This is a genomic window from Pseudomonas sp. fls2-241-R2A-110 (genome assembly GCF_030209165.1).
In the GTDB taxonomy this organism is placed as follows: Bacteria; Pseudomonadota; Gammaproteobacteria; order Pseudomonadales; family Pseudomonadaceae; genus Aquipseudomonas.
In genome coordinates this window covers 72,396-97,827 of record NZ_JARVSN010000030.1, presented here as the reverse complement: position 1 = coordinate 97,827, position 25,432 = coordinate 72,396, and the positions used below count along the sequence as shown (strand labels likewise).

General features: G+C 60.3%; 19 protein-coding genes. 6 read left to right on the top strand and 13 right to left on the bottom strand.

What is annotated here, in order from left to right; genetic code table 11:
- Positions 1-23: 23 nt before the first annotated feature.
- The 4 genes from QRN31_RS24815 to QRN31_RS24800 all read right to left on the bottom strand — a co-directional run bounded on the left by QRN31_RS24815 (position 24) and on the right by QRN31_RS24800 (position 5,462).
- Positions 24-791: a metallophosphoesterase gene (locus QRN31_RS24815; RefSeq protein WP_285435138.1), complete on the bottom strand. Its 768-nt coding sequence runs from the start codon at positions 789-791 to the stop codon at positions 24-26.
- 122 nt (positions 792-913) lie between these two features.
- On the bottom strand, positions 914-3,736 hold the full coding sequence (locus QRN31_RS24810) for a 2-oxoglutarate dehydrogenase E1 component (protein WP_285435137.1): 2,823 nt from the start codon (positions 3,734-3,736) through the stop codon (positions 914-916).
- Positions 3,737-3,957: 221 nt separating this feature from the next.
- Complete coding sequence (locus QRN31_RS24805) at positions 3,958-5,004, bottom strand: GlxA family transcriptional regulator (RefSeq protein ID WP_285435135.1); 1,047 nt, start codon at positions 5,002-5,004, stop codon at positions 3,958-3,960.
- Between the two features lie 311 nt (positions 5,005-5,315).
- Complete coding sequence (locus tag QRN31_RS24800) at positions 5,316-5,462, bottom strand: hypothetical protein (RefSeq protein ID WP_285435170.1); 147 nt, start codon at positions 5,460-5,462, stop codon at positions 5,316-5,318.
- On the opposite strand from QRN31_RS24800, the gene QRN31_RS24795 reads away from it, so the two are divergent.
- Entirely contained in the window at positions 5,407-6,495 is a 1,089-nt protein-coding gene (locus tag QRN31_RS24795) for an NAD(P)H-dependent flavin oxidoreductase (RefSeq protein WP_350310393.1), read from the top strand. The genes QRN31_RS24800 and QRN31_RS24795 overlap by 56 nt on opposite strands.
- A gap of 24 nt (positions 6,496-6,519) precedes the next feature.
- Here the strand turns inward: QRN31_RS24795 and QRN31_RS24790 are convergent, their stop codons facing one another.
- From QRN31_RS24790 to QRN31_RS24755, 8 genes are all read right to left on the bottom strand, one after another.
- Entirely contained in the window at positions 6,520-7,302 is a 783-nt protein-coding gene (locus QRN31_RS24790; protein WP_502942522.1) for an alpha-amylase family protein, read from the bottom strand.
- 77 nt (positions 7,303-7,379) lie between these two features.
- Complete coding sequence (locus QRN31_RS24785) at positions 7,380-8,369, bottom strand: alginate O-acetyltransferase AlgX-related protein (RefSeq protein ID WP_285435132.1); 990 nt, start codon at positions 8,367-8,369, stop codon at positions 7,380-7,382.
- The gene (locus QRN31_RS24780) at positions 8,366-9,019 is read right to left on the bottom strand and encodes an alginate O-acetyltransferase AlgF (RefSeq protein ID WP_285435131.1); all 654 of its coding nucleotides are present in this window, start codon (positions 9,017-9,019) and stop codon (positions 8,366-8,368) included. Before QRN31_RS24780 ends, QRN31_RS24785 begins: the two co-directional genes overlap by 4 nt.
- Positions 9,020-9,027: 8 nt before the next feature.
- On the bottom strand, positions 9,028-11,577 hold the full coding sequence (locus QRN31_RS24775) for a bacteriophage N4 adsorption protein A (RefSeq protein WP_285435130.1): 2,550 nt from the start codon (positions 11,575-11,577) through the stop codon (positions 9,028-9,030).
- The gene (locus QRN31_RS24770) at positions 11,574-13,688 is read right to left on the bottom strand and encodes a glycosyl transferase family protein (protein WP_285435129.1); all 2,115 of its coding nucleotides are present in this window, start codon (positions 13,686-13,688) and stop codon (positions 11,574-11,576) included. Before QRN31_RS24770 ends, QRN31_RS24775 begins: the two co-directional genes overlap by 4 nt.
- Positions 13,689-13,700: 12 nt before the next feature.
- Entirely contained in the window at positions 13,701-15,914 is a 2,214-nt protein-coding gene (locus tag QRN31_RS24765; protein ID WP_285435127.1) for a hypothetical protein, read from the bottom strand.
- Between the two features lie 41 nt (positions 15,915-15,955).
- Positions 15,956-17,125: a non-hydrolyzing UDP-N-acetylglucosamine 2-epimerase gene (wecB, locus tag QRN31_RS24760; protein WP_414921826.1), complete on the bottom strand. Its 1,170-nt coding sequence runs from the start codon at positions 17,123-17,125 to the stop codon at positions 15,956-15,958.
- A gap of 668 nt (positions 17,126-17,793) precedes the next feature.
- The gene (locus QRN31_RS24755; protein WP_285435126.1) at positions 17,794-18,705 is read right to left on the bottom strand and encodes a LysR family transcriptional regulator; all 912 of its coding nucleotides are present in this window, start codon (positions 18,703-18,705) and stop codon (positions 17,794-17,796) included.
- A 136-nt stretch (positions 18,706-18,841) separates the two neighbouring features.
- Between QRN31_RS24755 and QRN31_RS24750 the strand changes: the two genes are divergently transcribed.
- Positions 18,842-19,897: a tartrate dehydrogenase gene (locus QRN31_RS24750; protein ID WP_285435125.1), complete on the top strand. Its 1,056-nt coding sequence runs from the start codon at positions 18,842-18,844 to the stop codon at positions 19,895-19,897.
- A 93-nt stretch (positions 19,898-19,990) separates the two neighbouring features.
- A complete protein-coding gene (locus tag QRN31_RS24745) occupies positions 19,991-21,343 on the top strand; it encodes a dicarboxylate/amino acid:cation symporter (RefSeq protein ID WP_285435124.1) in 1,353 nt (450 codons plus the stop codon).
- 3 nt (positions 21,344-21,346) lie between these two features.
- Here the strand turns inward: QRN31_RS24745 and QRN31_RS24740 are convergent, their stop codons facing one another.
- A complete protein-coding gene (locus QRN31_RS24740; RefSeq protein WP_285435123.1) occupies positions 21,347-22,219 on the bottom strand; it encodes a LysR substrate-binding domain-containing protein in 873 nt (290 codons plus the stop codon).
- A 134-nt stretch (positions 22,220-22,353) separates the two neighbouring features.
- Between QRN31_RS24740 and QRN31_RS24735 the strand changes: the two genes are divergently transcribed.
- From QRN31_RS24735 to QRN31_RS24725, 3 genes are read left to right on the top strand one after another with little or no spacing between them, the layout of a single operon-like run.
- The gene (locus QRN31_RS24735; protein ID WP_285435122.1) at positions 22,354-23,406 is read left to right on the top strand and encodes an agmatine deiminase family protein; all 1,053 of its coding nucleotides are present in this window, start codon (positions 22,354-22,356) and stop codon (positions 23,404-23,406) included.
- 4 nt (positions 23,407-23,410) lie between these two features.
- On the top strand, positions 23,411-24,319 hold the full coding sequence (gene aguB / locus QRN31_RS24730) for an N-carbamoylputrescine amidase (RefSeq protein ID WP_285435120.1): 909 nt from the start codon (positions 23,411-23,413) through the stop codon (positions 24,317-24,319).
- 1 nt (position 24,320) lies between these two features.
- Complete coding sequence (locus tag QRN31_RS24725) at positions 24,321-25,418, top strand: extracellular solute-binding protein (protein ID WP_285435119.1); 1,098 nt, start codon at positions 24,321-24,323, stop codon at positions 25,416-25,418.
- Positions 25,419-25,432: the final 14 nt, after the last annotated feature.

The window sequence follows — 25,432 nt, the reverse complement described above, 5'->3', positions numbered from 1 at the left end:
CTCCGCATGGCGAGGACCGTGTCTCAAACAGCCAGGTCAATCACGCAGGTGTCATCAAAGTGAGGGTTTTCATTGATGCCATCTTTTGCATAGCCACGGGCATTGCACATGACGCGGGTATTGCCGATCCGATAGTCAAAGCTCCCGTGGGTGTGACCGTGTAGCCAGAGTGCCGGCTGCCAGTCCTGGATGCGGGACTCGAGGTCTGAAACGAAACTCGCGTTAATCGCAGAGCGCTGGAAAAGCGGGCTGATGCTCAACCGTGTCGGCGCGAAATGCGAAACCACCACGGTGGGAATCGTACGGTCCTGGCGGAAGCATTCTTCCAGCCAGGCGACGGTCTGCAAGAACAGCAGTTGGGACACTGCCGGGGTGAACGGATCGTCGAAATCGGGTGAGATTTTTATGTGGGTGAAATCCCGGATCACATTCGTCGCCAGAGCAATGCCGTGGGCTCGCTCCTCCGGGTCATCGAAAAGACGATAGTCGGACCACAAGGTGCAACCCAAAAATCGCACGCCTTTGTGGATGTACTGCGAGCGTTCCAGCACGTGGATCTGCGTGCCTTGGGTCAAGCTTTTGAAATGCGCATAGGTCGAGACCAGATCACTGCCATAAAACTCGTGGTTGCCCGCCACATACACGATCGGCAAAGGGCAGGATCTGGCCCACTCAATGGCCCGTGCCGGGCGGGAGATATCGCCGGCGAGCACCACAATGTCGGCGTCCACTTCGGGAAAGGGGATTGCGTTGACAGACAAGTGGATGTCGGACAGCAAGGCGATGCGCATTGATCAACTCCTGACTGATGTGAAGGGCAGCCTGTGCACGTTACGCGGTCAACGCTGCTGGCGACAAGTGTGGCGAGGCCCTCACGAACCCACGATGGGAACGAGGGGGCGCCCGTGTCTTCTTAAGCAAACGCGCTTTGCAGGACCAGGTTTTGCTGCTCAACGTGCATGCTCATAGTGCCAGGCGCCGTGGACGCACCGGGTGGGGGGCCGGCGTAACGCAGCGAGACCGCCTCGGGGGTGATGTCGCGCAGATAATCATCGACGAATTTCCATGCCCCCTGATTTCGGGCTTCCTCCTGGCACCAGACCACCGATTCCAGGTTTTTGTAACGCGCGAACTCTTCAGCCACGGCCTCGTAAGGGAAGGGAAACAGCTGTTCCAGACGGACCAACGCAATATGTTCTGCATTGACGGCACGACGGTGCGCCTGCAGTTCATAGTAGATTTTCCCCGAGCAGACGATCACACGGGTCACCTTTTCATCCTGCTCGGTCGTGGTAAACCGCTCACCCATGACCTCCTGGAAAGAGCCCGTGGTGAACTCTTCAAGTTCGTTCACCGCCTCTGGATGGCGCAGCAAGGATTTGGGCGTCATCACAATCAATGGCCGCGGTGCGGCGTGCAACGCCTGACGTCGCAGCAAATGGAAGAACTGTACCGGCGTGGTCGGCTGACACACCCGCATGTTGTCTTGGGCACACAATTGCAGGTAGCGCTCAAGCCTGGCGGAGGCGTGTTCCGGCCCCGTACCTTCTTGCCCGTGAGGCAACAACAGGGTCAATGCGCTGTGCTGACCCCATTTGGCGGCACCCGCCGCAATGAACTGGTCGGTGACGACCTGCGCGCCGTTGGCGAAGTCGCCAAATTGCGCTTCCCACAGCACAAAGGCGTCAGGTCGAGCAATGGTGTAGCCGTATTCGAAGGCCAGGACCGCCGCTTCGGACAGCACCGAGTTGATCACCGTAAACTTACCTTGTTGCCCTGGGGCCACGTGGTCCAGGGGGCGATATTTACCCTGCCCACGGACTTCACGATTCTGTGGATTCAACACCGCGTGCCGGTGGCTGAAAGTGCCTCGCTCGCTATCCTCGCCACTGAGTCGGACATCAACCCCTGTCGCCAGCACCGAAGCGAAGGCCAGGTGTTCACCCATGCCCCAATCCAATGGTTTTGCAGCGGTTGCCATCTCCTGCCGGCCCTTGATGACCTTGGCCACAAGAGGGTGCAGTTTGAGGTCGGCGGGAAGCTGCGAAACGCGCGCCGCCAGCGCTTTGATCTGCTCCAGTGTAGGGGCCGAGTAAAAGCCGGTGTCCTGGCTGTGGGGGTGAGCCGTGTCCACGGCCAGGGAGCCGGTTTCGCTGCTGTCGTCGAGTGCATCAGACTGCGCGTTTTCCAGGTGATCGCGGTAAGTCTGCGCGACAGACGAGACGTCCTCGTCAGTGAGCAGTCCTGAAACGACCAGTTTATTGGCATAGAGTTGACGGATGCCCGGGTGAGCACCGATCGATCGGTACATCAGCGGTTGGGTGATGTTCGGCGTGTCTTGTTCCTGATGGCCGTGGCGCCGGAAACAGACCAGGTCGATCACCACGCTTTTGCCAAACGCTTTGCGATAGTCGAGTGCGAGCTGTACCGCATGCACGACGGCTTCCGGATCATCCCCGTTCACGTGTAGGACAGGCGCCTCGATCATCTTGGCGATGTCGGTGCAGAAAAACGAGGATCGGGTTTCCTGCGGATCGGAGGTGGTAAAGCCAATCTGATTGTTCACCACAATGTGCACGGTGCCGCCGGTGCCATAGCCCTTTGTGTAGCTCAGGCTCAAGGTTTCCATGACCACGCCCTGGCCGGAAATGGCCGCGTCGCCATGAATCTCTACCGGCAGCACCGCGCCACGCTCGGACAGTTCGTACTGCTCGCTTTGAGCGCGGGCCATGCCTTGCACCACCGGGTTGACGATTTCCAGGTGCGAAGGGTTGAAGGCCAGCACGACTTTTACCGCGCCATCTGGCGTGTCGATGTTGCCAGTGAAGCCTTTGTGGTACTTCACATCGCCGGCGGGCAGAACATTCACTGCCTTGTTTTCGAACTCGTCGAACAGATACGCCGGTGGCTTGCCAACGGTGTTCACCAGCACATTCAAGCGGCCGCGGTGAGCCATGCCCATGACGACATGACGGACGCCATTTTTCGCGCCATGGCTGATGAGTTCGTCCAGCAGCACGATCAACGACTCGCCACCTTCCAGCGAAAAGCGCTTTTGGCCGGTGTAGCGGATATGCAGGTATTTCTCGAAACCTTCCGCCGCCGAAAGACGCTCAAGAATGCGCAGTTTTTTCTCGGGGTCGAGCGTCGGTTTTGCGCGCGTCGACTCAAGGCGTTGTTGCCACCAATCGCGCTCCGATGCATCGCTCAGGTACATGAACTCTGTGCCCAGCGTTCCACAGTAGGTTGCCTCCAATGCCGACACCAGGTCAGCGACTGAGGCGTCGCCTTTCCAGAAATGCTGGCCTGGCAGTTCGATTTTTTTTGCCAGGTCTCCACTTTCCAGCCCGTGGAACACCGGCGACAGTTGCGGCATGGGAGGTGAGGGCGCCCATCGCAGCGGATCGAGGTCGGCACGCCGCGCGCCGACCATGCGAAACGCTGCGATCAATGATTGAGCCGCCAACTGCCGGCGAGCGACTTGCGGGTCTGCAGTCGTGGCCGGCAGAGACTGTTGTCCGGTACGGCGGGCGAGTTGCACAAACTGTTCGACGATCGGTGCGTGCGCGATGTCGTCGATGTGAAGTTCGCCGTCTTCGAGGGGCAGCCGAAGGGATTCAAAGTAGCTGCGCCATTGTTCTGAAACGGCCAGGGAGTCCGCGAGAAACAACTCATACAGTTCTTCAACATAGGAGGCGTTGCCACCGTACAAGACTGAAGTTTTTTGGCTTTGCATCGTTGATTCCTCGCTTTTCTACCCTCGATTAGTGAGAGCGATGCTAGCGAAAAAGGAACGTCGGTCATGCGGTAGGTGTTGCTGTTTACAGCCAATAAAAGTCGATTCCTGGCCAAGTGTTCGCCCGAATGAAAGTGGCTCGCACTTGACCGGAAAGTGATCGAGTCTGGCCTGAAAGCGCTGCTTGATAACCTTGATGCAGAGCGCCGCGCACTGGATGATCATTGGTTTGCGGTGGCGACTGCCTTGATTTTTTTCAATGGCTGTTTCAACGCAGGCGAAGCCTTCACGTTTATTGTTTCTGCACGGTGCTCGGTGCTTCGATAGCGGCTTCGGTACTCTTTGGGTGTGGTGTTCAGGCGCCGTGAAAAAATCATGCGCATATGCGTCGAGTTATGAAAGCCGCAATTGAATGCAATGGTCTTCAGCGGGGCATCGGTGTCTTCAAGCATCTTGCGGGCATGGTCGACCCGCACTTGTTCAACAAAAACGGCAGGCGTTACCGCCGCGTATTTGGAGAAAATCCTTGAGAAAGTACGACGGCTCACCGAGACCGCGTCCGCCAGTTGGTCCATGGAAATCGCTTCGCTGATGTGCTCGGTGACGTAGCGCATCACGGTGGTGACGATTGAATGTTCTTCGGGGCGCAGGGCCAGGAACGGACTCGACTGGGATTGCCCACCCTCTCGGTGGATGTACACGATCAGGCGTTTTGCCACGGAGACCGCCAGTTCGTTGCCCCAGTCTTCAGCGATCAGCGACAGGCACAAATCAATGCCTGCCGATACGCCGGCGCAGGTAAAAAGGTCGCAGTCGCGCACGAAGATTTTGTCGGGGCGCACCAGCGCCAGAGGAAACTGATCTTCAAGGCGCTGCACATGGTTCCAGTGTGCAGTCACTTCGCGGCCATCCAGCAAGCCGGCGTGGCCTAACATGAAGGCGCCATTGCACACTGATCCAAAGCGCCGGGAACCATCCGCCTGATAGCGCAGCCAATCCAGAAAACCTTCCTCTGGCGGTGCGTCAGGCATTTTCGGACCACCTGCCACCAGAAGCAGATCGCAATGGCCGGGATAATCTTGATAGTGATAGGGAACGACAATCTCCATACCGTTTGAGCAGCGTATATTTCCCGGTTGCACTCCAACCATCGAGACATCGTAGCGCTGGCCTTCCGGCAGGAACGAGTTGGCTTCCGCAAAGACATCGAGCGGGCCGGCAACATCCAGCGCCTGGACCCCCTCAAAAACAACCAGTGCAAGTCTCATCTGAACCTTCCTTTTCGGCCTCCGTGGGCGAGTGAAAGCGGTGTGCTCCGGGATCCATGGCGGCTTCACAGCGGGTACCCGACAGTCTCTCGCTGTTAGCGTGTGTTGTCTCTTTCATTTGCGCTCTCAACGCGCACAATCTGCGCGCAGGAGGCGCACTGCGTTTCATCGCCGCGATTGTAGAGACAAGCTATCGACCGCCGCCAGTTGATTAACTGGCGTCTCTAAAGTGCGTTCGGCGCTGGCCGGAAATCGCTATGAATTGGCTCTAAAGTGCAGCAGCAAAGCAGGCGATGCATCGCGGTTTACCCCTAGGCTAGAGGCTCTGCGGGCAGGTCGATGTTTTTGAAACGGTCCGGGCCCAATAACTTTTCCGGCGGTGTACGTCGGTAACCGGAGTGAATGCCGATGTGGTGCGACACGCCCGCAACAAAACTGCTGGGGATCAGGTTTCCCATTATTCAAGGTCCTTTTGGGGGCGGCCCTTCGTCCGTTGAGCTGGTCAGTACCGTATCCAATGCCGGCGGTTTGGGCTCTTTTGGCATGCAGTCGCTGGAACCGGAACAGATGATCGAAGCGGCCCGGCAGATTCGTCTTGCCACGAATAAACCGTTTGCCATCAACCTGTGGATGTCCAACGCCGAAGCGATGGAATCAAGCGCCAAAGACGCGCATCTGAGCGGTGAGTTCTTGCGTGCGTATTACGCGCAACTGGGTCAGGACGTTCCGGCCAGACCAGAACGGTTCATTCCTGATCTGAGTCACCAGTTAGAGGCCATGCTGGAGATCAAGCCACCGGTCTTCAGCTTCGTTTTCGGCGTTCCACCGGTCGCCATTATGGCGGCGTGCAAGTCATTGGGCATCTTGACGCTGGGGACGGCAACCACGGTGCAGGAAGCGAAAGTCCTGGAAGCGGCGGGTGTCGATTGCATTGTGGCGTCAGGGTTTGAGGCTGGTGGCCACAAAGGGTCGTTCTTGCGACCGGCCGAAGAGTCGCTGACCGGCACGTTTTCCTTGATTCCCCAAGTCGTGGACCACGTTCGAGTGCCGGTTATCGCTGCAGGCGGCGTGGCGGACGCGCGCGGTGTGGCGGCAGCCCTCGCGTTGGGCGCGCACGGCGTGCAGATCGGCACTGCGTTTCTGGCCTGCAAAGAGTCAGCGGCCAGTGTGCCGCATCGCCAAGCCCTGTCCATGGGCCAAACGCAATCAACGACGTTGACGAAAGCCTTCACGGGGCGTCTGGCGAGGAGTTTTCCAAACGTCATGACTCGTGAGCTGAGTCGCGAGAATTCGACTATCGCGCCTTATCCGGTCCAGGCCTGGTACATGGGGCAATTGGGGAAAACCGCACTGAATCAAGGCCACGATGGTTTTGTGTCACTGTCGGCCGGACAATCCGCCGCGCTGATTCGTCACGACAGCGCGCAGGCGTTGATGGAAGAACTCGTCAGCGAGACCCCAAGAATTTTGCACCGACACTGTTCCATTTGAGTCGGCGTAGATGAAGGGGCTGCGTTATTGCGCCAATTGATTGACCAACTCCGGCGTCACGTAGTGCGGTCCGTCGAACAGGTAGAGCGGATAACCGTTATACGCCGCCAGTTGCGGCTTGAGTTCGGCGGCGGTCGCGGAGCGAAATCCGCCACCGAAGCGGGGGCGGAAGGCTTCGACGATGATTCGCACGCGGTCTTTGCCCAGGCGTTGGCTCAGGGCGTCGGCGTAGGTTTTGGCTACGGGTGCGGTGCGGGCGTAGACACCGACGCCGTCCTGGAAGAACACGCCGATGTCATTGGGCAGCCATTGCTTGAGCCAGTCGGCGGTGGCGGCGGGGCCGATGTTGGCGCCGTCGTACACGCTGATCCATAACGGGCGCGGCAGCTTGGCCAGCAGGGCGGGGAGTTCTTTGGCGCGGGTCCAGCTGGGGTCGACTTCGGCGGGGAAATACCAGCCGGTGACGTGCAGCGGCGTCGGCAACTTGGCGATGCGCTCCGAGGTCGCGGCCAGTTGCTCGATGTTGTCGCGGGAGCGGTTTTCGCTGAAGTAACCGGCCAGTCCGACGATCACATCCTGCGCCCACGGCGCCTTGGCGATGCGCGCCCAGTCGGGCAGAACCGGTACGCTGGGCAGGCCGGTGCCGGCCACAAAGGCTTGGTCGTCGACAACCGTCCATTGCACCAGCAGCTCACGTGCGCCAAGTTTTTCCCAGTGGCCATTGATGCCGACAGTCTTGTTGTCCGGCTGCCAGACGATGCCGACAATCCCAGGTTCCAGGGTCTTGTTGTGGGTCACATAGAGCATGCTGGTACCTGCACCGAGAGTGGCGGCAAACAAAAGTCCGGCAAGTGTTGCCCGGCTGACGGTGTAGCCAAGAATCTTCACGGCAGTGCCTTGTCGATGCGTTGATGCCATTGGCTCAGCGAGGTGACGCCTTTGGCGTTCCAGTTGGCGGCTGCATCCGGACCGAGGTGGAACTGACCCTCGTTGAATTGCCAGACGATCACTTGTGGTTTGTGTTGGGCGAAATCCGCCGACTCCAGGTATTGCAGCAGCGTAGCCCACGGGCCGACGTCGCCGGGATTCCAGGTCAGCGCAACGGGACGGTCCAGGGCATTGGAAAGCTTTTGCGTGAAGCCCAGGTAAGGCTGGACAAAGCTGTTGCCGATGACTTGAACCGGCGCCGGAGCATCATCAATCAGCAAGTCGTTCTCAGCCTGATGGCGCACGGTGTAGATGTCGCGACCAATGGCCTTGCGCTTGATCGCTGGCAGAAAGTTACTCGCCAGGTCGCCGAAGGCGCGGCGTTCGAACCACTGGCCCAATGCAGCACCCCCCCCGGGTTGACCTTGCAGGCGGTAACGCTCAGTGATCAGTTGTGCGGTGGCATCGGCGGTGTTTTCCGCGCTCCAGGCCGTCCAGTGATAGTCGGCACGATAAAACGCGGTCTGCTGGCCAACCTCGGTGCGTTGCAGGATCGGCTTGATGTCCAGTGTGGTCAGCCCGGCGCGAGTGAGGTCACTCTGCAAATTGGCGTAACGCTGCTTCACCGCTGAGCTCAGCGGCTGATCGGCGGGCAAGCGTTGGGCATAGAACGGCGCTTTCATGGGCACGACCAGTACGATCAGCCCGATGTGTTCGCGTTGCAGTTGCTGCTGGAGCGTTTTGACCAGCGCGATGTTGCGGGCCATGCCGGTGTTGTCGACCTTGCTCAGGCTTTCCCAGGCCGGGAATAACCAGCCTCCGTCGCCAGTGATCACCGCTGAGGCCGCTTGAACGCTGGCGCCGGACAGGCTCAATAACAGGCCGGCGATCATGCCGGGAATCGACAGGCGAGGAGGGCGGCCAGCGGATTTCAATTGAAGGTTCATGGTGCGCTCTGGTCGACAAGGCCAATCAGGCGTGGCGCCTGGCGGGAGCCGACCAGGAACAGGCTATAACGGTCACCGGCCTTGAAGGGCGCGAGCTTCAACGGCAGGCTCGCGGTTTCATTGCAGGAGGCAACCAGTGTCGCTTGCACCGGGTTAATCGTGCGCTGGGCCTGGCCGTTGAACGGCAGCTGATTGAAGACAGGGGCGCCATTGGCCAGTTTGACCTCGGCCTTGTCGCAACCGTTGGCCAGGTTGTAGACATTCAGTTCGGCGCGCAGGTCCTTGCCGCGCAACGGCGGGTCGATCACCAGGCGCGGCGCCCGTGTCGGGTCGCTGTCGAGGATCAACGTGACCCACGCACTTTTCGGTGCGCTCAGGCCTTTGATCTCCTGACCATTGACGGTCACGTGCAGCGGCTGTCGCGAGTCCACCACCTGAAAAGGGCTGGCCACCGTAGTTTGCGCGGAAAGGGCGATGCTTGCGCCTTGGTCCACCCGCACTTGCCGGGCCGTGTCGGACGGATTGACCACGCGCAACCAGGCCGAACCCTCCGGCAGTTTTGGCGCATACAGCTGGGCGATTTCAGAGGCGGCGTGCGCCCCCATCGGGAGCAGGCCAAGACCCAGCCACAAACACATTCGAACGTTCATGCAAGTCCTCAATAGGAGTAGGTCAGGCGCGCGAACACGCCTTCAGCGTTGTCTTCACCCAGCACCTTCACACGGTATTGCAGGGAGAAATCCACGTAGGAGCGGGGCGCGTTGTACGCGTCTTCGCGGAACCAGTAGCGCACGTTGTTGCCCACGCCAATGCCGCCGGCCTTGCCGGACGATGTGTGGTCGCTGCCGTCGGCGCCGGTCTCGCTGTTCATCTTCGAGTCGTAGTCGAACGCGGCCACCACATGCGGGAACGTCACCCAGCGCGAGCCCGCGCCGCCGATGGCGTAGCTGCGACCCACCTGCCATTCGCTGTTGAAGTAGTTGCGCGAGGCGTTGACGTAATGACCGCCTTCGGCGTAGAGCTGCGAGGTCCACCAGCTGTCAGTATCGACCCGCAGGTCGGTGCCGATGCTGGAGCCATAACCCAGGCGCAGCAACCAGTCACCGTCGACATTCGACGATCCCAAGGGGAAGGTGCGCTCGACGGCGGCCATTACGTTCAGTGAGGTAAACGGTTTGACCCGCACGCCCACGGCGCCTTGCAACGCATCGACGCCGGTATCCGAATCGCTGTTCTTGCTCCATAGCGTGTCGGTGACGCGACCGTAGAGTTCGACAAAACGTGCGTTGCGGTAGCCCAAAGGACGCCAGGACAGTTCGGTACTGTTTTGCACGCTGTCGTTGCTGGTACTGCCACTGCCACCGCTCGGGGCAGAACTCAGGCCGCTACTGGTGCTGTTGCCGCGATAGCTGGTGGTGTTGGTCAAGCCCCAGGTGCGCGACACATCGGCCACCGCGCGACGGGTGTCGAACAGCTGCTGTGGGGTCAGGTCCAGATCACCGGCATTGGTCGAATCGATGACGCGCTTGAAGTAGGTGACGGCTTGTTCGTCGTGATTGACCCGCATCGCGTTGTAGGCCGCATCCTGAGTGGCTGTCGGCGTGAGTCGGGTCTGGGCGTCGGCCTTGCGGAACGACTCATGGGCGCTGTCATCGTCGCCGGCCTGGACCGACAAGTAAGCGATTTGCAGGTCGCTCATCGATTCGAGTTCACCGGTGTCCCGCGCTTGTTGCAGCCGTTCGCGCGCGGTTCGGCGCTGGCCGATGGCGGCATACAGGCTGGCTTCTTCGTAAGCGGGCAGGCTGCCCAGTGCCAAGGCTTGAGTGAAGTCCTGGCGAGCCCCGGCATCGTCACCCGCTTGCTGACGCAGACGGCCGCGTTGGGCCAGCAGTCGCGCGTCGTCGCCGGTGATCTTGAGACCTTCGCTGGCCGCCGCGATGGCTTCGGGCACACGTTTCTGGTCACTCAAGGCGCTGACCAGCAAGCGGCGGTACGCCGGATTCTGTGGCGCACGGGCAATGGCCTGGTTCGCCAGGGCCGCTGCCGTCGCGGGGTCTTTGCGGGCCAGGGCCGCGTAAGCCTGGGTCGCCATGTCCGTGCCGCCGTCGCGCTGGTTGCCCGGCCAGATATCGCAGACCAGGCCGAAGGCCGTTTCCTGACAGTTCAAGGCCGGGGCAGGGAAGCGCGCGCTGACATTCGCACCGTTGTTTTTTTGGCGCAACGCCATACGGGCGGCGGTGCGTCGACGGGCCACTTCGCCGCCTTCATCGTCGGCCAGCGGTTGCAAGTGATCGAGTGCTTGCTGAGGCTCGCCATGGGCCAGTGCGGCGTCGGCAGCGAAGAAACGAATGTCGCGGGTTTCGGTTTCCAGCAAGCCCTCGATGGCCAGGGCGTGATTGAGGTCCGCCTGAGCGGCCTGGGTCTTGCCCTGACGATCCAGGGCATAGCTGCGCAGAATCCACGGAGCGATTTCCCCATCGTCCTGGGCCAAGGCGCCGGACGCGGCCTGTTCGGCGCCCCGGTAATCGTTGGCAGCCAGCAGGGCACTGATCAGCAGTTGCTGGTTGGCGCCGATTTCCGGCGCCCAGGCGACGGCTTTTTGCGCCCGGTCCACGGCCAGCGGTACTTGGCCTTGTTCCAGGGCGCGATAGCCTTCAACCGCCAGCGGTGCGGCAAGTTGACGACGAATCGCTTCGCGACGCATCAGCAACGTATCGTCATTGGGGAAGACGGCCAAGGCCTGGGTGGTGGCTTGATCGGCGTCCTGCAGATGTTGCTGGCGCTGCAGGGATTCGATCAACAGCAGTCGATAATCCATGCGTTTGGGTGCTTGCGCGATGGCTTTGCGTGCCGCCAGAGCCGCCGTGCCGAAGTCATCTCGATCATAGGCCTTGAAGGCCTGGGCCGCGGCACCGAAGCCCGGAGCCTGGCGTGACGGCGAGTAGCTTTTGGGATGGTCGCGCAGGTCCTTGTCGCGTTGAGCCAGCGCAATCAGCGTATTCAATCGAGTGATGTCGGCGCGCTGGCGCAGTGCTTCGCGGGCCTTGGCGATGGCCTGGTCGTAGTCTTTGCGTTCGTAGGCGCTGTAGGCCTCGTTGGCGGTGACATAGGCCGGGCCGGTCAATGGCAGCGGCAGGTTTTCGGCAAGGGCCAGCGCAGGTATCAGGCTCAGCCCCGTGGCCATGAGGGTCAACAAGGGGCGATTCATGCCGGAAGCTCCGCAGGGTAGTGGCTGTGCTGACGTGCCACGGCCTTTTCGATGATTTCGCGGGGCAGCACGCCGCTGTCGACCAGATAGTCGCCGATGCGTCCGTGACGTTGCGGGCGGTACTGCAACATGGCGCGATCGAACACCTCGCGATCCAGCAGGCCCATCTCGATCAGCAGGTCGCCCAACAGCGGCGCACGGGCATCCGGTACGGCCTGGCCGTCGCGCACATTCAGTTGACGCAATTGCGCAACGATTTCACTTTCCCGGGCGATCAGTTGCACCGGCTCACTGCCCAGCTCATCGCTGATCTGTTGCAGACCTTCGGCCGGCAGCGGACTGGCCACGGCGATTTGCGCCAGGCCGTCTGCGTTCAGGCCAAGCGGCACCACACGCCAGCGCAGGGCGAATTCATCGTCGAGCGTCTGGTTGGCGTCCTGTGCCTTGTTCGCCAGATCGAACACGCGCGGCAGGTCGTTCTGGAAAGCGATGGCTTCAGCCAGGGTCTCGTCATCCAGCCAGCCGTTGCTGAGCAAAATACGGCCCAAAGGCATATGCCGGGTTTTCTGTTCGGTGAGGGCGCTTTGCAGGTCGGTTTCGTTGATCGCCTGCCAGGACAGCAACACGCTGCCCAGCTTGCGCGGTGCGACAGCGACCAGGTCGGTGGACGGGAAGTCGTGCATGGTCTTGTCCCACACCAGCTTGCGGTTCATGACCTTGCCGACCAGGAACATACGCCAGGCCCGGGAGGCGGCCATGAAGTTGACGAAGTTGCCGACAACCATGCGCGGGATGGACAGCAAACCATGCTGCCAGCCGTAGAGCACGGTGGTGAAGTAGCAGCGGTGGGCGATACGCCAGGCCAATGCGGCACCGTTGGCCAGCAACAGGTATTTGATGAAGCCGTTGGTTTCGAAAGGGGTCGGGAAACTCACGTCCCACAGACCGCTGTGACGCAGGATGATCAACGCCAGCAGCTGCACCAGAATCACATAAGCGATGATGCTGACGAACGCCGTCACCACGCCTTTGCGGTCACGAAACAGCAGATAACGGTTGGCCAGCGAGCCGTTCCAGCCCATTTGCTCCCAGCCTTGCAGGCCGATGCCAAGGGTCCAGCGAGCTTTCTGGCGGAACGCGGTGCGGAAGGTGTCGGGAAAGAATTCACGCACACACAACGGCATTGTAAGGGTCGATTCGTACGGCTTGCGGAACCACGATTTGCGCAGCACGCGAAACTTGACCGGGAAGCGCACGAAGATCGCATTCATGCCGACCTTGGCCAGGCGTGCGCCGACATCGTAGTCCTCGGTGAGACTGTCGGTGTTGAACGGCTGGTTCTGGGTTTCCCCGGCCAGCACGCGCAACGCACGGTGTGAAAAGCACGTGCCGACGCCGGCAGACGGCACCGTGTCGGTCATGCTTTCACGCACCACCAGGTCCTTGCCGTGCCATTCGGCGAACTCGTCCATGTAGGTGCCGGCCACCCATTCGTACCAGTTGCGCTCCAGCGAAACCACAGGCAACTGAATCATGTCCTTGCGCGGCAGCAAGTAGTTGAACAGGCGCAATTCCATCGGGTGCAGCACGTCTTCGCTGTCGTGCAACACGACGCCGGCGAAGGTCATGCCGTGGGTTTTCTCGTGCAGGAAAATCGCCTGGATCACCCAGTTCAGGCAGTCGGCCTTGCAGGTCGGCCCGGCATGCGGGACTTCCACGCGATGCAACTGCTTGTAGCGTCGACGCATGCGCTCCACTTCATCAATGGTGCGCTGGTCGTTGATGTAGGTGCCGACGAAGACCACATAGTTCTGGTAATCGAGGGTCGACACCATGTTCTCGATCATCGGCGCGATGACGTCGTATTCCAGCCACGCCGGGACCATGATTGCCAGGGGTTGTTCGTCCCTGGCCATCAGTTGCTCGGCGGTCAGCGGCCGGTACTTGCGGCCCACGGTGAACTTGCGAAACAGGCGGCGAGACCAGTACCACAGGTCAATGAACAGATCGTCAACCCCGGAGATCAGGATCAATACCGCGACCACGATGGTCGAGAACTCCAGGAAACTGTAGTAGTGGGCCAGCCAGTAGGGCCAATAAAGCGACGTCATCGAAGGGTACCGTTATTGACGATTGCGACGGGCGTTACGGCCAGCCAACAACAGGATGAGGACCAACAGAATGCCGCCGGGAATCAGCCACAGCAGCGACGGCGTGCGCCAGGCATCCAGGCCTTTGGGTTCTTCGTTGTCGATCAGTTGGCTGCCGCTTGGATCCTGGGTGTCGAAGGTGGTCAGTGTGCCGTTGTCACCGAGGATGGCGACGTCGCCGCGGTTCAGCAGAACCTGCTTGGCGAAGCGTGGCGCGTCGGCGCCCAGGGTGCGATAGACCAGACCGTGCTGGCTGCCGGCATCGACCACTTGCAACGAGGCCAGGTGGTTGAGGGGATGCACGTCCAGCAATAGCTGATCCTTGTGATTGACCCGCAGACGACCCTGGTCATCGACCAGCACCGACTCTTTGCTGTCCTTGATCGGCAACTCGAAGGCCAGGAATGGTTTGTCCGGCGTAACCGAGTTCTTCGGGTCGGCGCTGACGTTCAGATTTGCCCGCAGCGGCGAAACACCGGCGGCGTCGGCGACCGAAATCACCTGCGGCAAACTGCTTGCCGGGTGATCGAGGTAGGCTTGTGGCACGAGGATTTGCGTGTCCATGGCAAAGCGCGCAGCCATGCCGGAGAAGTCATCACCCAGCGTGGTTTTTTCCAGCACGATATGGCTGGTCGGCAATACCGAGACAGGGAACGCCTGCGGCGTTTCCAGGCAGCGATCGCTGACAGGCTGGCGCTGGAACGACACGCGCAACACGTTGGTCGCGCCCAAGGCGTAACGCGGGATGCGCGCTTCGATGCGTTGCTTTTCACCGTTGGCCACCAGCTGTTGCGCGCCAATCAGGTAGTCGTTAAGAAACAGCGAGGCCACCGGATCAGTGTCCGAGGCGCCGGGAGCGGCTGACACGTCGATCACTGCTTTCACCGGCAGGCGACCGTCGTAGGCCACGCTGCCCAGCGGGAACGAGGTGCTCCAGTCGGACTTGGCCAGCACGTCGATGGCGCCGGGGCTGCCGCCAAGACGCGACAAGGCCACGCGGCCATCGGCGCTCAGTGGCAACTGGGCTTCGCTGACCGTCAATTGACGGCTGCGGGCCAGGGAGTTCCAGGCCGAACTGAACAAGGCCAAGGCCTTGCCGGTCGCTTGCGGCGCGATCATCAGCACCGGACGTGTGCCTAGCAGAGCCAGACGCACATTGTCCGTGCCGGTGGCGGCCAGGCCTGCATTGATGTGCTGTGCACGCCATTGTGTGAAAGCGGTGACGGCGGAGGCGTCGAGGCCTTGAATCTGGCTCTGCAAGGCGTCGAGGGCGTCATTGACGGCCTTGAGCAGTTGCGGGTCGTTGATCGCCAGGTCAGCCTGGACGTTCGGGGTCTGGCCCAACATCAGCAGCGCGCCGATTTGCGCCGGGTTCGCCAGGACCTGCGAGCCTTTGCCGTTCAGGCTGGCAAAGGCCGGGATCGACAGCAGCTCGGCCGGGATGTGCAGGCCGCTCAGGTCAACGTTGTCCTGGAGTGCCGGGAAGGGCAGGATGCGGGCGTGCTTGCCGATTCGCTCCAGCGCCACACCAAGGCGCCAGGCGGCGTCGTAGCTTTCAGCGGACACAGTGCCTGGCGCAACCATGATCCCCGGTTTGCCAGGCAATGCGGTCCAGGCAGCACCGACGTCCTGTAAAAGACTGGCGTCGTAGCTATAAGTGAGGCGGGTGTCCGGTTCGATGCGCAATACGTTGCCGATGGCGCGTTGGTCTTCACACAACACGCGCGACACGACCGATGACCAGGCGATGCCCAGGCGTACCGAGCCGCTGTCGCGCGCTTTCTTGTCCACGCCCAGTATCGCGCTGGCATTGCCCTGAGGTTCGCTGAGCCCTTGCGCGCTCACCGGATAGCCATCCAGCGACAGCATCAAGGTGTTGCGGCCGCCTTCGCCATTGAGGTAGCTGGCGTCGAAATTGAGCGATGCATCCGTCAGCGGCACGCCTGCCGGAACCGGCAGATACAGTTCACGTCGCGAATCGGTGGAACCGAGGATGATCGGTGCGTCGATCCCCAGATCGCTCAAGCGGATCTCACGCTCTTGTCGGGTATCGGCATTGAGCCGGTTGATCGCCTGGGTGAGCGGGCTGTCCGCGGCCAAGGCAAAGGTCGGCATGAGCGCGAGCAGGCTCACGCCACAGGCGAGGGCGCTGAGCGCACCCGTATGGATGGCAACGGAAGACTTCATTCAGGTAGATCTCGAGCTGATAAGGGGAGAAGTGATTTGGGTTACTGAGCGGTGAAAGCCGGGTGATTTTTCTCGGCCACCGGCACCCCTGACGGCAAGTGCAGGAATTTTGGCAAAGGGCTGGCGACGATGAACTCATCGACCGGACGGCCCATCAGTGCGTCGACAATGCGCGAACTGGCCAGGCCATCGCCGTAAGGGTTGGCCGCCAGGGAACAGCGACGCCACAGCAAGTCGTCATCGAACAGTGCGTTGACGCCCTCGATGATCGAGTCCGGCGAGGTGCCGACCAGCCGCACGGTGCCCGCGGCGACAGCTTCAGGTCGCTCGGTCACATCGCGCATGACCAGTACGGGTTTGCCCAGCGACGGCGCTTCTTCCTGCACGCCACCGGAGTCGGTCAGGATCACGTGTGCCCGTTGCATCAGGCGCACGAAGGCCAGGTAGTCCAGCGGCTGGATCAGGTGCACGTTGGGCAGGCCGCCCAGGTGTTCGGTGACCGGGCCCATGACATTGGGGTTCAAGTGCACCGGATAGACGATCTGGATGTCGGCACGCCGAGCCAGATAGCTCAGGGCTTTGCAGATATCGAGGAAGCCTTCGCCGAAGTTCTCCCGACGATGCCCGGTCACCAGCAGAACCTTGCGGCCGCTCTGCAGGAACGAGAATTGCTGGTCCAGGCTGGCACGCAGGTCTGCGTCCCGTTCGATGCGCTGTGCGGTCATCTGCAACGCGTCGATCACCGTATTGCCGGTCACGAACGTGCGCCCTTGCAGGCGTTCGTCGAGCAGGTTCTGCCGCGATTCGTGAGTCGGTGCAAACAGCATGTCCGCGCCGAGGTCGATGCAGCGGCGGTTCATTTCTTCCGGCCACGGGCTGTAGATATCACCGGTGCGCAAACCGGCTTCGACATGGCCGACCGGGATGCGGCGATGGAACGCGGCCATCGCGGCGACCATGGCCGAGGTGGTATCGCCATGCACCAGCACCCGATCCGGGCACGTCGAGTCCAGCACTGGGTCAATCGCCGCGTAGAGCGCCGCTGTCAGCGAGTTGAGCGTCTGCTTCGGCGTCATCACATCGAGGGTGTAATCGGCTTTCAGGTCGAACAGATCCAGCACCTGTTTAAGCATGCTTTGGTGTTGGCCAGTGATGCAGATCTGCGAATCAATGCCAGGTTCTGCAGCGAGGGCTTTGACCAAAGGCGCCATCTTGATGGCTTCTGGACGGGTACCGAAAATCGATAGGATTTTAATCCTGGATTGATGACGAGCGATGATGCCCTTCCTCGCGCAGTTTTATGCGCAGCACAATAGCTGGCTCGAGTTTTATTAAAACTTGAACAAGCTGGCGTTGTATGGGGGTTAGTTGAAACCGGAATAGTCAGCTTGAGGGCTGATGTTCACTTCATGTGAGAAGGGTATGACGCCTTAAGAACCCGGTGGCGGGCGGATTATTAGCAGCTATGGTCAATATTTAAAAGTGTTATATGCACTATTTTATTTAATAAATAAGTTTGAAACTTTTTATATTTGCGCCCGGTCTGTGTTGGTTTTGCTAATTTTCGATGCGGTCTCGTAGAGTTGGTATTATTTCGTTAATTCGTTGTTTTTAAATGATTTTATTTATTTTGTGTCCGTTCGTCATTTCTGCTGAATTAATCATTAATGGTTGTGGTCGCGGTTTTCGGTCTCAGTGGCTTAAGTTTCTGGTGTGGCGATTGATGTGGCTGCTTTAATGACGCCTGAATATTGTCAGGCGCTATTGATCAGTTGGCGTCAACTAACGCGCACTAGTGATAGTGTACGTTCACTTGTCAAAATAGACGTTGTTCAATAACGTTCCAGTGACGATCGGTCAGTCCGTTTCAATCCCGGGCTCATTCCTGTTCTTCCAAATGATCAATGTGTTTGAAACGCTCCACCAGAAAATCGATCAGGCTGCGCACCCGTGCCGACAAGTGCAATTGTTGCGGGTAGACGGCATAGACATCGGCGCGGGTGGGGGTCTGATCCTCCAGTACCAGGCGCAAGCGACCGCTGCGCACATAGCGAGCGATATCCCATTCGGCCCGAAGCAGAATACCGTGGCCTTCCAGCGCCCAGTTCAGGGCCACTTCACCGTCATTGCAGCCCAATGCGCCGCGCACCTTGATGTTTTGCGTGCGCCCGCCGTTGGTAAAACTCCACACGCCGTAGGGCGTTTCGTTTTGCCGCAGGAAGATGCAGTTGTGTTGCTGTAGATCCGTGAGGCGTTGGGGGACGCCGTGCTCTTCCAGATACAGCGGCGAGGCGCAGAGCAGGCGGCGATTGGAGGCGATCTTGCGCGCATGGAAAGCGGCATCGGGCAGGGTGCCAAAACGAATGCCCAGATCAAACCCGTGCGTGGCCAGGTCGAGTGGGTGATCGCTGATTTCCAGCTGGATTTCCACCTCAGGGTATTGCGCGAAGAAGGCGCCGAGGGCAGGGCCAATATAACGGCGCCCGAATCCCAGCGAGGCGTTGACGCGGATCAGCCCTTTGGGCGTCGCCCGGCTGCTGCTGATCAACTGCTCGACCTCATCGATCTGCGTCAGGATGCGCGCGGCATGGGAAAAATACAGCTCGCCTTCCGAGGTCAGGCTCATCGAGCGCGTGGTGCGGTTGACCAGGCGAATGCCCAGCCGTGCTTCCAGTGCGCTCAGGCGTTTGCTCACCGCCGGCGGAGTGACGCCAAGTTCCCGTGCCGTCGCCGCGAGGCTGCCTTTATTGGCCAACAGGTAGAAAAACGACAAATCCAGGGTCTGGCTCATTCGTAACCTGTATTCATGTATGTAGTGATTTTGAGTAACTCACACTCATTTGTTCACTACATATACTCCGCTCACACCCTGATTGAACAGCCCGTTCAACAGGCAAAACAAGAACGTTACGAGAGTGGAGTCAACCATGAGCGCATACAAAATTGCTGCGGTTCCAGGTGATGGCATCGGTGTTGAAGTGATCGGCGCAGGCGTCGAGGTGCTGCAAGCGTTGTCGAAGCAATCGGGCTTCGAACTGGCCTTCAAGCACTTCGACTGGAACTCGGACAATTACCTGAAAAACGGTTTCTACATCCCCGAGGGTGGTCTGGAAGAACTGAAAACCTTCGACGCGATTTTCTTTGGCGCGGTCGGTGCGCTCAACGTGCCGGATCACATTTCCCTGTGGGGCCTGCGCCTGCCGATCTGCCAGGGTTTCGATCAATACGCCAATGTGCGGCCGGCGCGCGTACTGCCTGGGGTCAAGAGCCCGCTGCTCAACGGCGATCAGATCGACTGGGTGGTGGTGCGTGAAAACTCCGAGGGCGAATACTCCGGCAACGGCGGTCGCGTTCACCGAGGCCTGCCTGAAGAGGTCGCCACCGAAGTGTCGGTGTTTACCCGTGCCGGGGTCGAACGCATTCACCGCTTTGCCTTTGAGCTGGCCCGAAGCCGTCCGCGCAAGCACCTGACCATGGTCACCAAATCCAACGCCCAGCGACACGGCATGGTGTTGTGGGATGAGATCTTCTACGAAGTCGCCAAGGACTTCCCTGATGTCAGGATCGACAAGGAACTGGTCGACGCCGTGACTACGCGCATGGTGCTCAAACCGTCGACCCTGGACGTGATCGTCGCCACCAACCTGCACGCCGACATTCTGTCCGACCTGGCTGCGGCGTTGTCCGGCAGCCTGGGCATCGCGCCGACGGCCAATCTGAACCCGTCGCGCAAATTCCCCTCGATGTTCGAACCGATCCACGGCTCGGCCTTCGACATCACCGGCAAAGGCGTGGCCAACCCGATTGCGACGTTCTGGACGGCGGCGATGATGCTCGAACACCTGGGTGAAGTGGTTGCCGCAAAACACCTGATGTCGGCCATCGAGGCCGTCACCGAGAGCGGTCTGCACACTCCGGACCTGGGCGGCACGGCCACTACCCGGCAGATCACTGATGCGCTGATCGAGCTGATCAAGCGCTGATTCAAGTCGTACTGCGGCACAACGCCAAGGGGCCGGTCACTGCATGCGCTCCCTTGGCATTTCCTGACAACAATAAAAAATCAGGGCCCTGTCATGAAAAGCATATTCGGCAAACTCTACGTTCAAGTCCTCATCGCCGTCATCCTTGGCGCCATCGTCGGGGTGTTCATTCCTGAAACCGCAACCGCGCTCAAACCCTTGGGCGATGCCTTTATCAAACTGATCAAAATGCTCCTCGCGCCAGTGATTTTCCTCACCGTGGTCACGGGCATCGCCCGCATGGAGAGCATGAAAGAGTTGGGTCGTGTGGGCTTTCGGGCGCTGCTGTATTTTGAAGTGGTGTCCACGCTGGCGTTGATCGTCGGCCTGGTGGTGGTTGATGTGTTCAAGCCCGGCGCCGGCATGAACATCGATGTCGCCACGCTGGACACTTCAAGCCTGGCCACCTACACCACGGCGGTGAAACACACCTCGTTCATGGACTTCGTCATGAACATCATCCCCGACACCATCGTCGATGCCTTCGCCAAGGGCAACGTGCTGCAAATCCTGCTGTTTTCGATCCTGCTCGGCATTGCGCTGGCGCATGTGGGGCCGCGGGCAAAAGTGTTCGTCGACACGCTGGATAGCCTGATGCAGGGGATGTTCCGCATCGTCAACATGGTGATGCGCCTGGCGCCGATCGGTGCCTTCGGTGCCATCGCGTTCACCATTGGAAAATACGGTTTCGGTTCGTTGTTCTCGCTCGGCAAACTCATGGCCTGCGTCTATCTGACCTGCGCCGTGTTCGTGATCTTCGTGCTGGGGCCGATCTGTCGCTACAGCGGTTTCAGCCTGTGGAAGTTCCTGAAGTTCATCAAGGAAGAACTGTTCACCGTGCTGGGCACCAGCTCTTCGGAATCGGTGCTGCCGCAGATGATTTCCAAGATGGAAAAGGCCGGTGTCTCCAAGCCCGTGGCGGGGATGATCATTCCCTCGGGCTTGACCTTTAACCCGGACGGTCAGGCGATCTACTACACCATCGCCGCGATCTTCATCGCCCAGGCCACCAACACGCCGCTGACCCTGACGGATCAGTTGATCGTCCTGGCGGTGCTGATGTTCACCTCCAAAGGTTCTGCCGGTGTGACCGGTTCGGGGTTCATCATTCTGGCGGCGACGTTGTCGTCACTGGGCACCATTCCGGTGGCGGGCATGGTGTTGCTGTTGGGCGTTGACCGATTCATGTCGGAAGCGCGGGCGATCACCAACACCATCGGCAACGGCGTCGGCACCCTGGCCATTGCCAAATGGGTCGGCGCACTGGACACCGTGAAGATGAACAAGGCGCTGAACGGGGAGGTGGTCGACGAGGACAAGCCTGAGACGGTTCAGGCAGACCTCGGCGCAGTGACGTCATCGACGGCGACCCGGTTGCCTGGCTTCAAGAGCGTTCCTCAGGGGTAAACGCTACGTCGTCTGGCTGGCTGCCTCCAGGTTACTCAGCAGCCAGTCGACGAAGCTGCGCGCCAGCGGATTGTTTTCACTGTCGCGATGGGTCAACAAGGCCCAGTTCGGCCCGCGAATGGTGTCCTCCACCAAGGGCTGCAACACGCCGCCGGCGCGTGCTGGTTGGCTCAGCAATTGGCTGACCAGCGCGATGCCGAGCCCTGCGCATGCTGCGTCCAGCAACAGGCCCGGATCGGAGAAATTCAATCCCTGATCCTTCTGGCCGACATCAATCCCGGCCTCCACGGCCCAATGACTCCAGTCCATTTCCCGCTCACCATGAAGCGTGGTGCGTTGCCCGGCGGGCAACGCCAACAGATCCGGGTGGCACGCCGGGTAGAGGCGGTCGGCGTGCAGCACTTTGAAGCTGCATTCGGCCTGGGAACTGATGTCGTCGCGCACGGCGAGGTCGATGGTCTGGGTGGTCATGTCTGGCACTTCATCGGTGCTGAAAATCCACAGGTCGACCTCCGGGTGCTGCCGGCGAAAATCCCCCAGGCGTGGCAGCAGCCAATGACGAGCAAATGTCGGTGTGGTGTTGAGCACCAGTTGGTTGGGTTTCTGATATTGCCCGAGGCGGCGAATGCCGACCGCCAATTGCTGCAATAACGCCTGGGTGGTGCTGAGCAAATCGTGGCCGGCATCGGTCAGGCTGACGCTGCGCCCACTGCGGAAAAACAGCGGCTGTTCCAGGTATGCCTCAAGCGTTCGAATCTGCTGACTGATGGCCGATTGCGTCAGGTGCAATTCGTCGGCCGCCTTGTGAAAACTGCCCAGGCGGGCGGCGGCTTCAAAGCCGCGAAGGGTGCTGAGCGGGGGCCAGTGCTTGAGCATATTGATAAGTTCCTCTAATCACTTTTCTGCAAAATCCATCGTTTGTTGGCCCGTTTTTACAGCCGTAGCATGCATGCCAAGACCGAAAAGGCGGTTTTGTTGAACACAATGGCTTAACTATGGGGCTTTTTATCATGCAGCAGAACCAACTTCAAAACAGTGGCTGGTGGATGCCGGCCGAGTGGGTGAAACACGCCGCGACCTGGATGGTCTGGCCGCACAACCGGGCACTCTGGGAGTCGGGTTGGGGCGTTACCTTGCCGTTGGTGCAAGAAGATTTCGCCCGGGTCGCCAACGCCATTGCCCGATTCGAACCGGTGAAAATGGTGGTCGATCCGTCTGCAGTCGCCAATGCCAAAGCGCTGTGCGGGCCCAACATTGAATTGATCGAACTGGCGGTGAATGACAGTTGGTGCCGGGACTCAGGCCCAAGCTTCGTCTGTCACCCGCAACACGGGATGGCCGGGGTGAGTTGGCGCTTCAACGCCTGGGGCGGCAAGTCGGCGCACGACCTGGATGAGAGCCTGGCGCGCCGCGCCCTCAATCATTTGGGGGTGCAGTGCTTCGGCACACCGTTGAGCAATGAAGGCGGCGCGATTCATGTCGACGGCGAGGGCACGCTGATCACCACCGAATCGGTGCTGCTCAATCCCAATCGAAATCCGGGCATGACCAAGGCCGATATCGAGGAGATCTTCACCCGTCTGCTGGGCGTGAAGAAAACCATCTGGCTGCCGGGCGATCCCGACTACGTGACCGGCGACATGACCGATGGCCACGTCGATGGTGTCTGTGCGTTCGCTCGTCCCGGCGTGCTGCTGGTGGACGCGACCCACGACACGCAATCGGTGTATGCCGAGGTCGCCCGGGAAAACCGTCGTGCGCTGGAGCTGGCCACCGATGCCAACGGCCGACGGTTCGAGCTGATCGAGTTGTATGAAGCCACCGAGGCCGTGGACAGCGACGCCGAAGTGTTCTGCGCCTCGTACACCAATTTCTACATCGCCAATAACGCGATCATCATGCCGGCCTATGGCATCGACGCCGACCACGCGGCGGCCGACGTGTTGACGCACGCCTTCCCGGGGCGCGAGGTGGTGCCGGTGCGAATCAACCATCTGGCGCATGGCGGCGGCGGGGTGCATTGCATCACCCAACAACAACCGGCCTGGCCGGTGGAGGGTTGATCCCATGACGTCGCTGACGATTGCCACCACGCAGATGCCTTGCACTTGGGATTTACCGCACAACCTCGATCAGGCCGAAGAGTTGGTCCGAGAGGCGGCCGGGAAGGGCGCCCAGGTCATCCTGTTGCAAGAGCTGTTCGCCACACCGTATTTCTGCATCGAACAAAGCCACAAACACCTGGCGCTGGCCGAAGAATATCGAGACAGCCTGGTGCTCAAGCGCTTTGCCGCCTTGGCCAAAGAGTTGGGGGTGGTGTTGCCATTGAGCTGGTTCGAGAAAGCCGGCAATGCCTACTTCAATTCGTTGAGCGTGGCGGATGCCGACGGGCGTTTGCTGGGGGTGTATCGCAAGACCCATATCCCCAACGCCATTGGCTATCAGGAGAAGGAATACTTCAGCCCCGGCGATACCGGCTTCCGCGTTTGGGACACCGCATTCGGGCGTCTTGGCGTGGGCATCTGCTGGGATCAGTGGTTCCCCGAAACCGCCCGTTGCCTGGCGCTGATGGGCGCCGAAGTCTTGCTGTTTCCCACAGCCATCGGTTCCGAACCGGGCTGCGCCACGCTGGATTCGCGCGATCATTGGCAGATGACCATGCGCGGTCACGCCGCCGCGAACATCCTGCCGGTGGTGGCGGCCAATCGTGTTGGTCGTGAGGTGGCAACCACCGATCCAGACTTGCAGATGAGCTTCTACGGCTCGTCATTCATCTGCAATCACAAGGGCAAGCTGCTCGCCGAAGCCGACCGGGACAGCAGCGGGGTGCTGGTCCACAGCCTGGACCTGGCCGCGATTCGCGAAGAACGCCTGAGCTGGGGCATCTACCGTGACCGCCGGCCGGATATGTACGGCGCGCTGTTGAGTCAGGACGGTCGCCACCCTCACTCACGCTGGAATACTCAAGGAGTTTGACATGCGCATTCCCCACACGCTGTTGCTCGCCGCCTTGGGTCTGGCACTCGCCTCGCCATCGCTGCGCGCTGAAGAGAAAACCCTGCGGCTGTACAACTGGGCCGATTATTTTGCCGAAGACACACTCGCTCAATTCACCGCCGAAACCGGGATCAAGGTGATCTACGACGTCATGGATGGCAGCGAGACATTGGAAGCCAAGATGCTCGCCGGCGGCAGTGGTTATGATCTGATCTTCCCTGGCGACACGGTTGCCGAGCGCCTGATGCGCGCCGGTAGCCTGTTGCCGCTGGACCGCTCCAGGCTCACCGCCCTGAATGACGTCGAGTCCGGTTTGCAGAAGCTGCGCGCGCAGTATGAGCATTCGAGCCAAGCGACTGTGCCCTACACCTGGGGCACCATCGGCCTGACCTACAATGCCGAACAAATCAAACAACGCTCGCCGGATGCGCCGGTCAACAGCCTCGACATGCTGTTCAAGCCGGAACTGGCCGCCAAATTTGCCGACTGCGGCATTTCGATGATCGACTCGCCAGACGAAGTGCTGGCAGTGGTGCTTAATTACCTAGGTCGTGAACCGCGCAGCGCCAAGCCGCAGGACCTGGCGGCAGCGAGTGAATTGCTGATGAAATTGCGGCCGTACATCCGCAAGTTCCAGTCGCAGCCGGTGACCGATCTGGTGAACGGCAACCTGTGCCTGTCCCTCGGCTACAGTGGCGACATGACCCAGGCGCAACGCACGTCGGACAGCGCCGGCAAGAGCACCCGATTCGAATACCGTATCCCCCGTGAAGGCACCACGGTGTGGATGGACACCATGGCCATTCCGGTCGACGCCAAACACCCGGAATACGCCTACGCGTTCATCAACTTCGTCATGCGCCCGCAGAACATGGCCGCCATCAGCAATTTCACCGGCTACCCGACCTCCAACGCCAAGGCGCGGCCGAGCGTCGATGCGACGATGCGCAACAACCCGGACATCTACCTCGATGAGGCCACCTATGCACGGCTGATTCCGGGCAAGGACATTCCCCAGGCCGACATGCGGGCGCGCATGCGCACCTGGACCAAGTTCAAGACGGCCACCGCGAAATGAGTGCTTCAAACAGG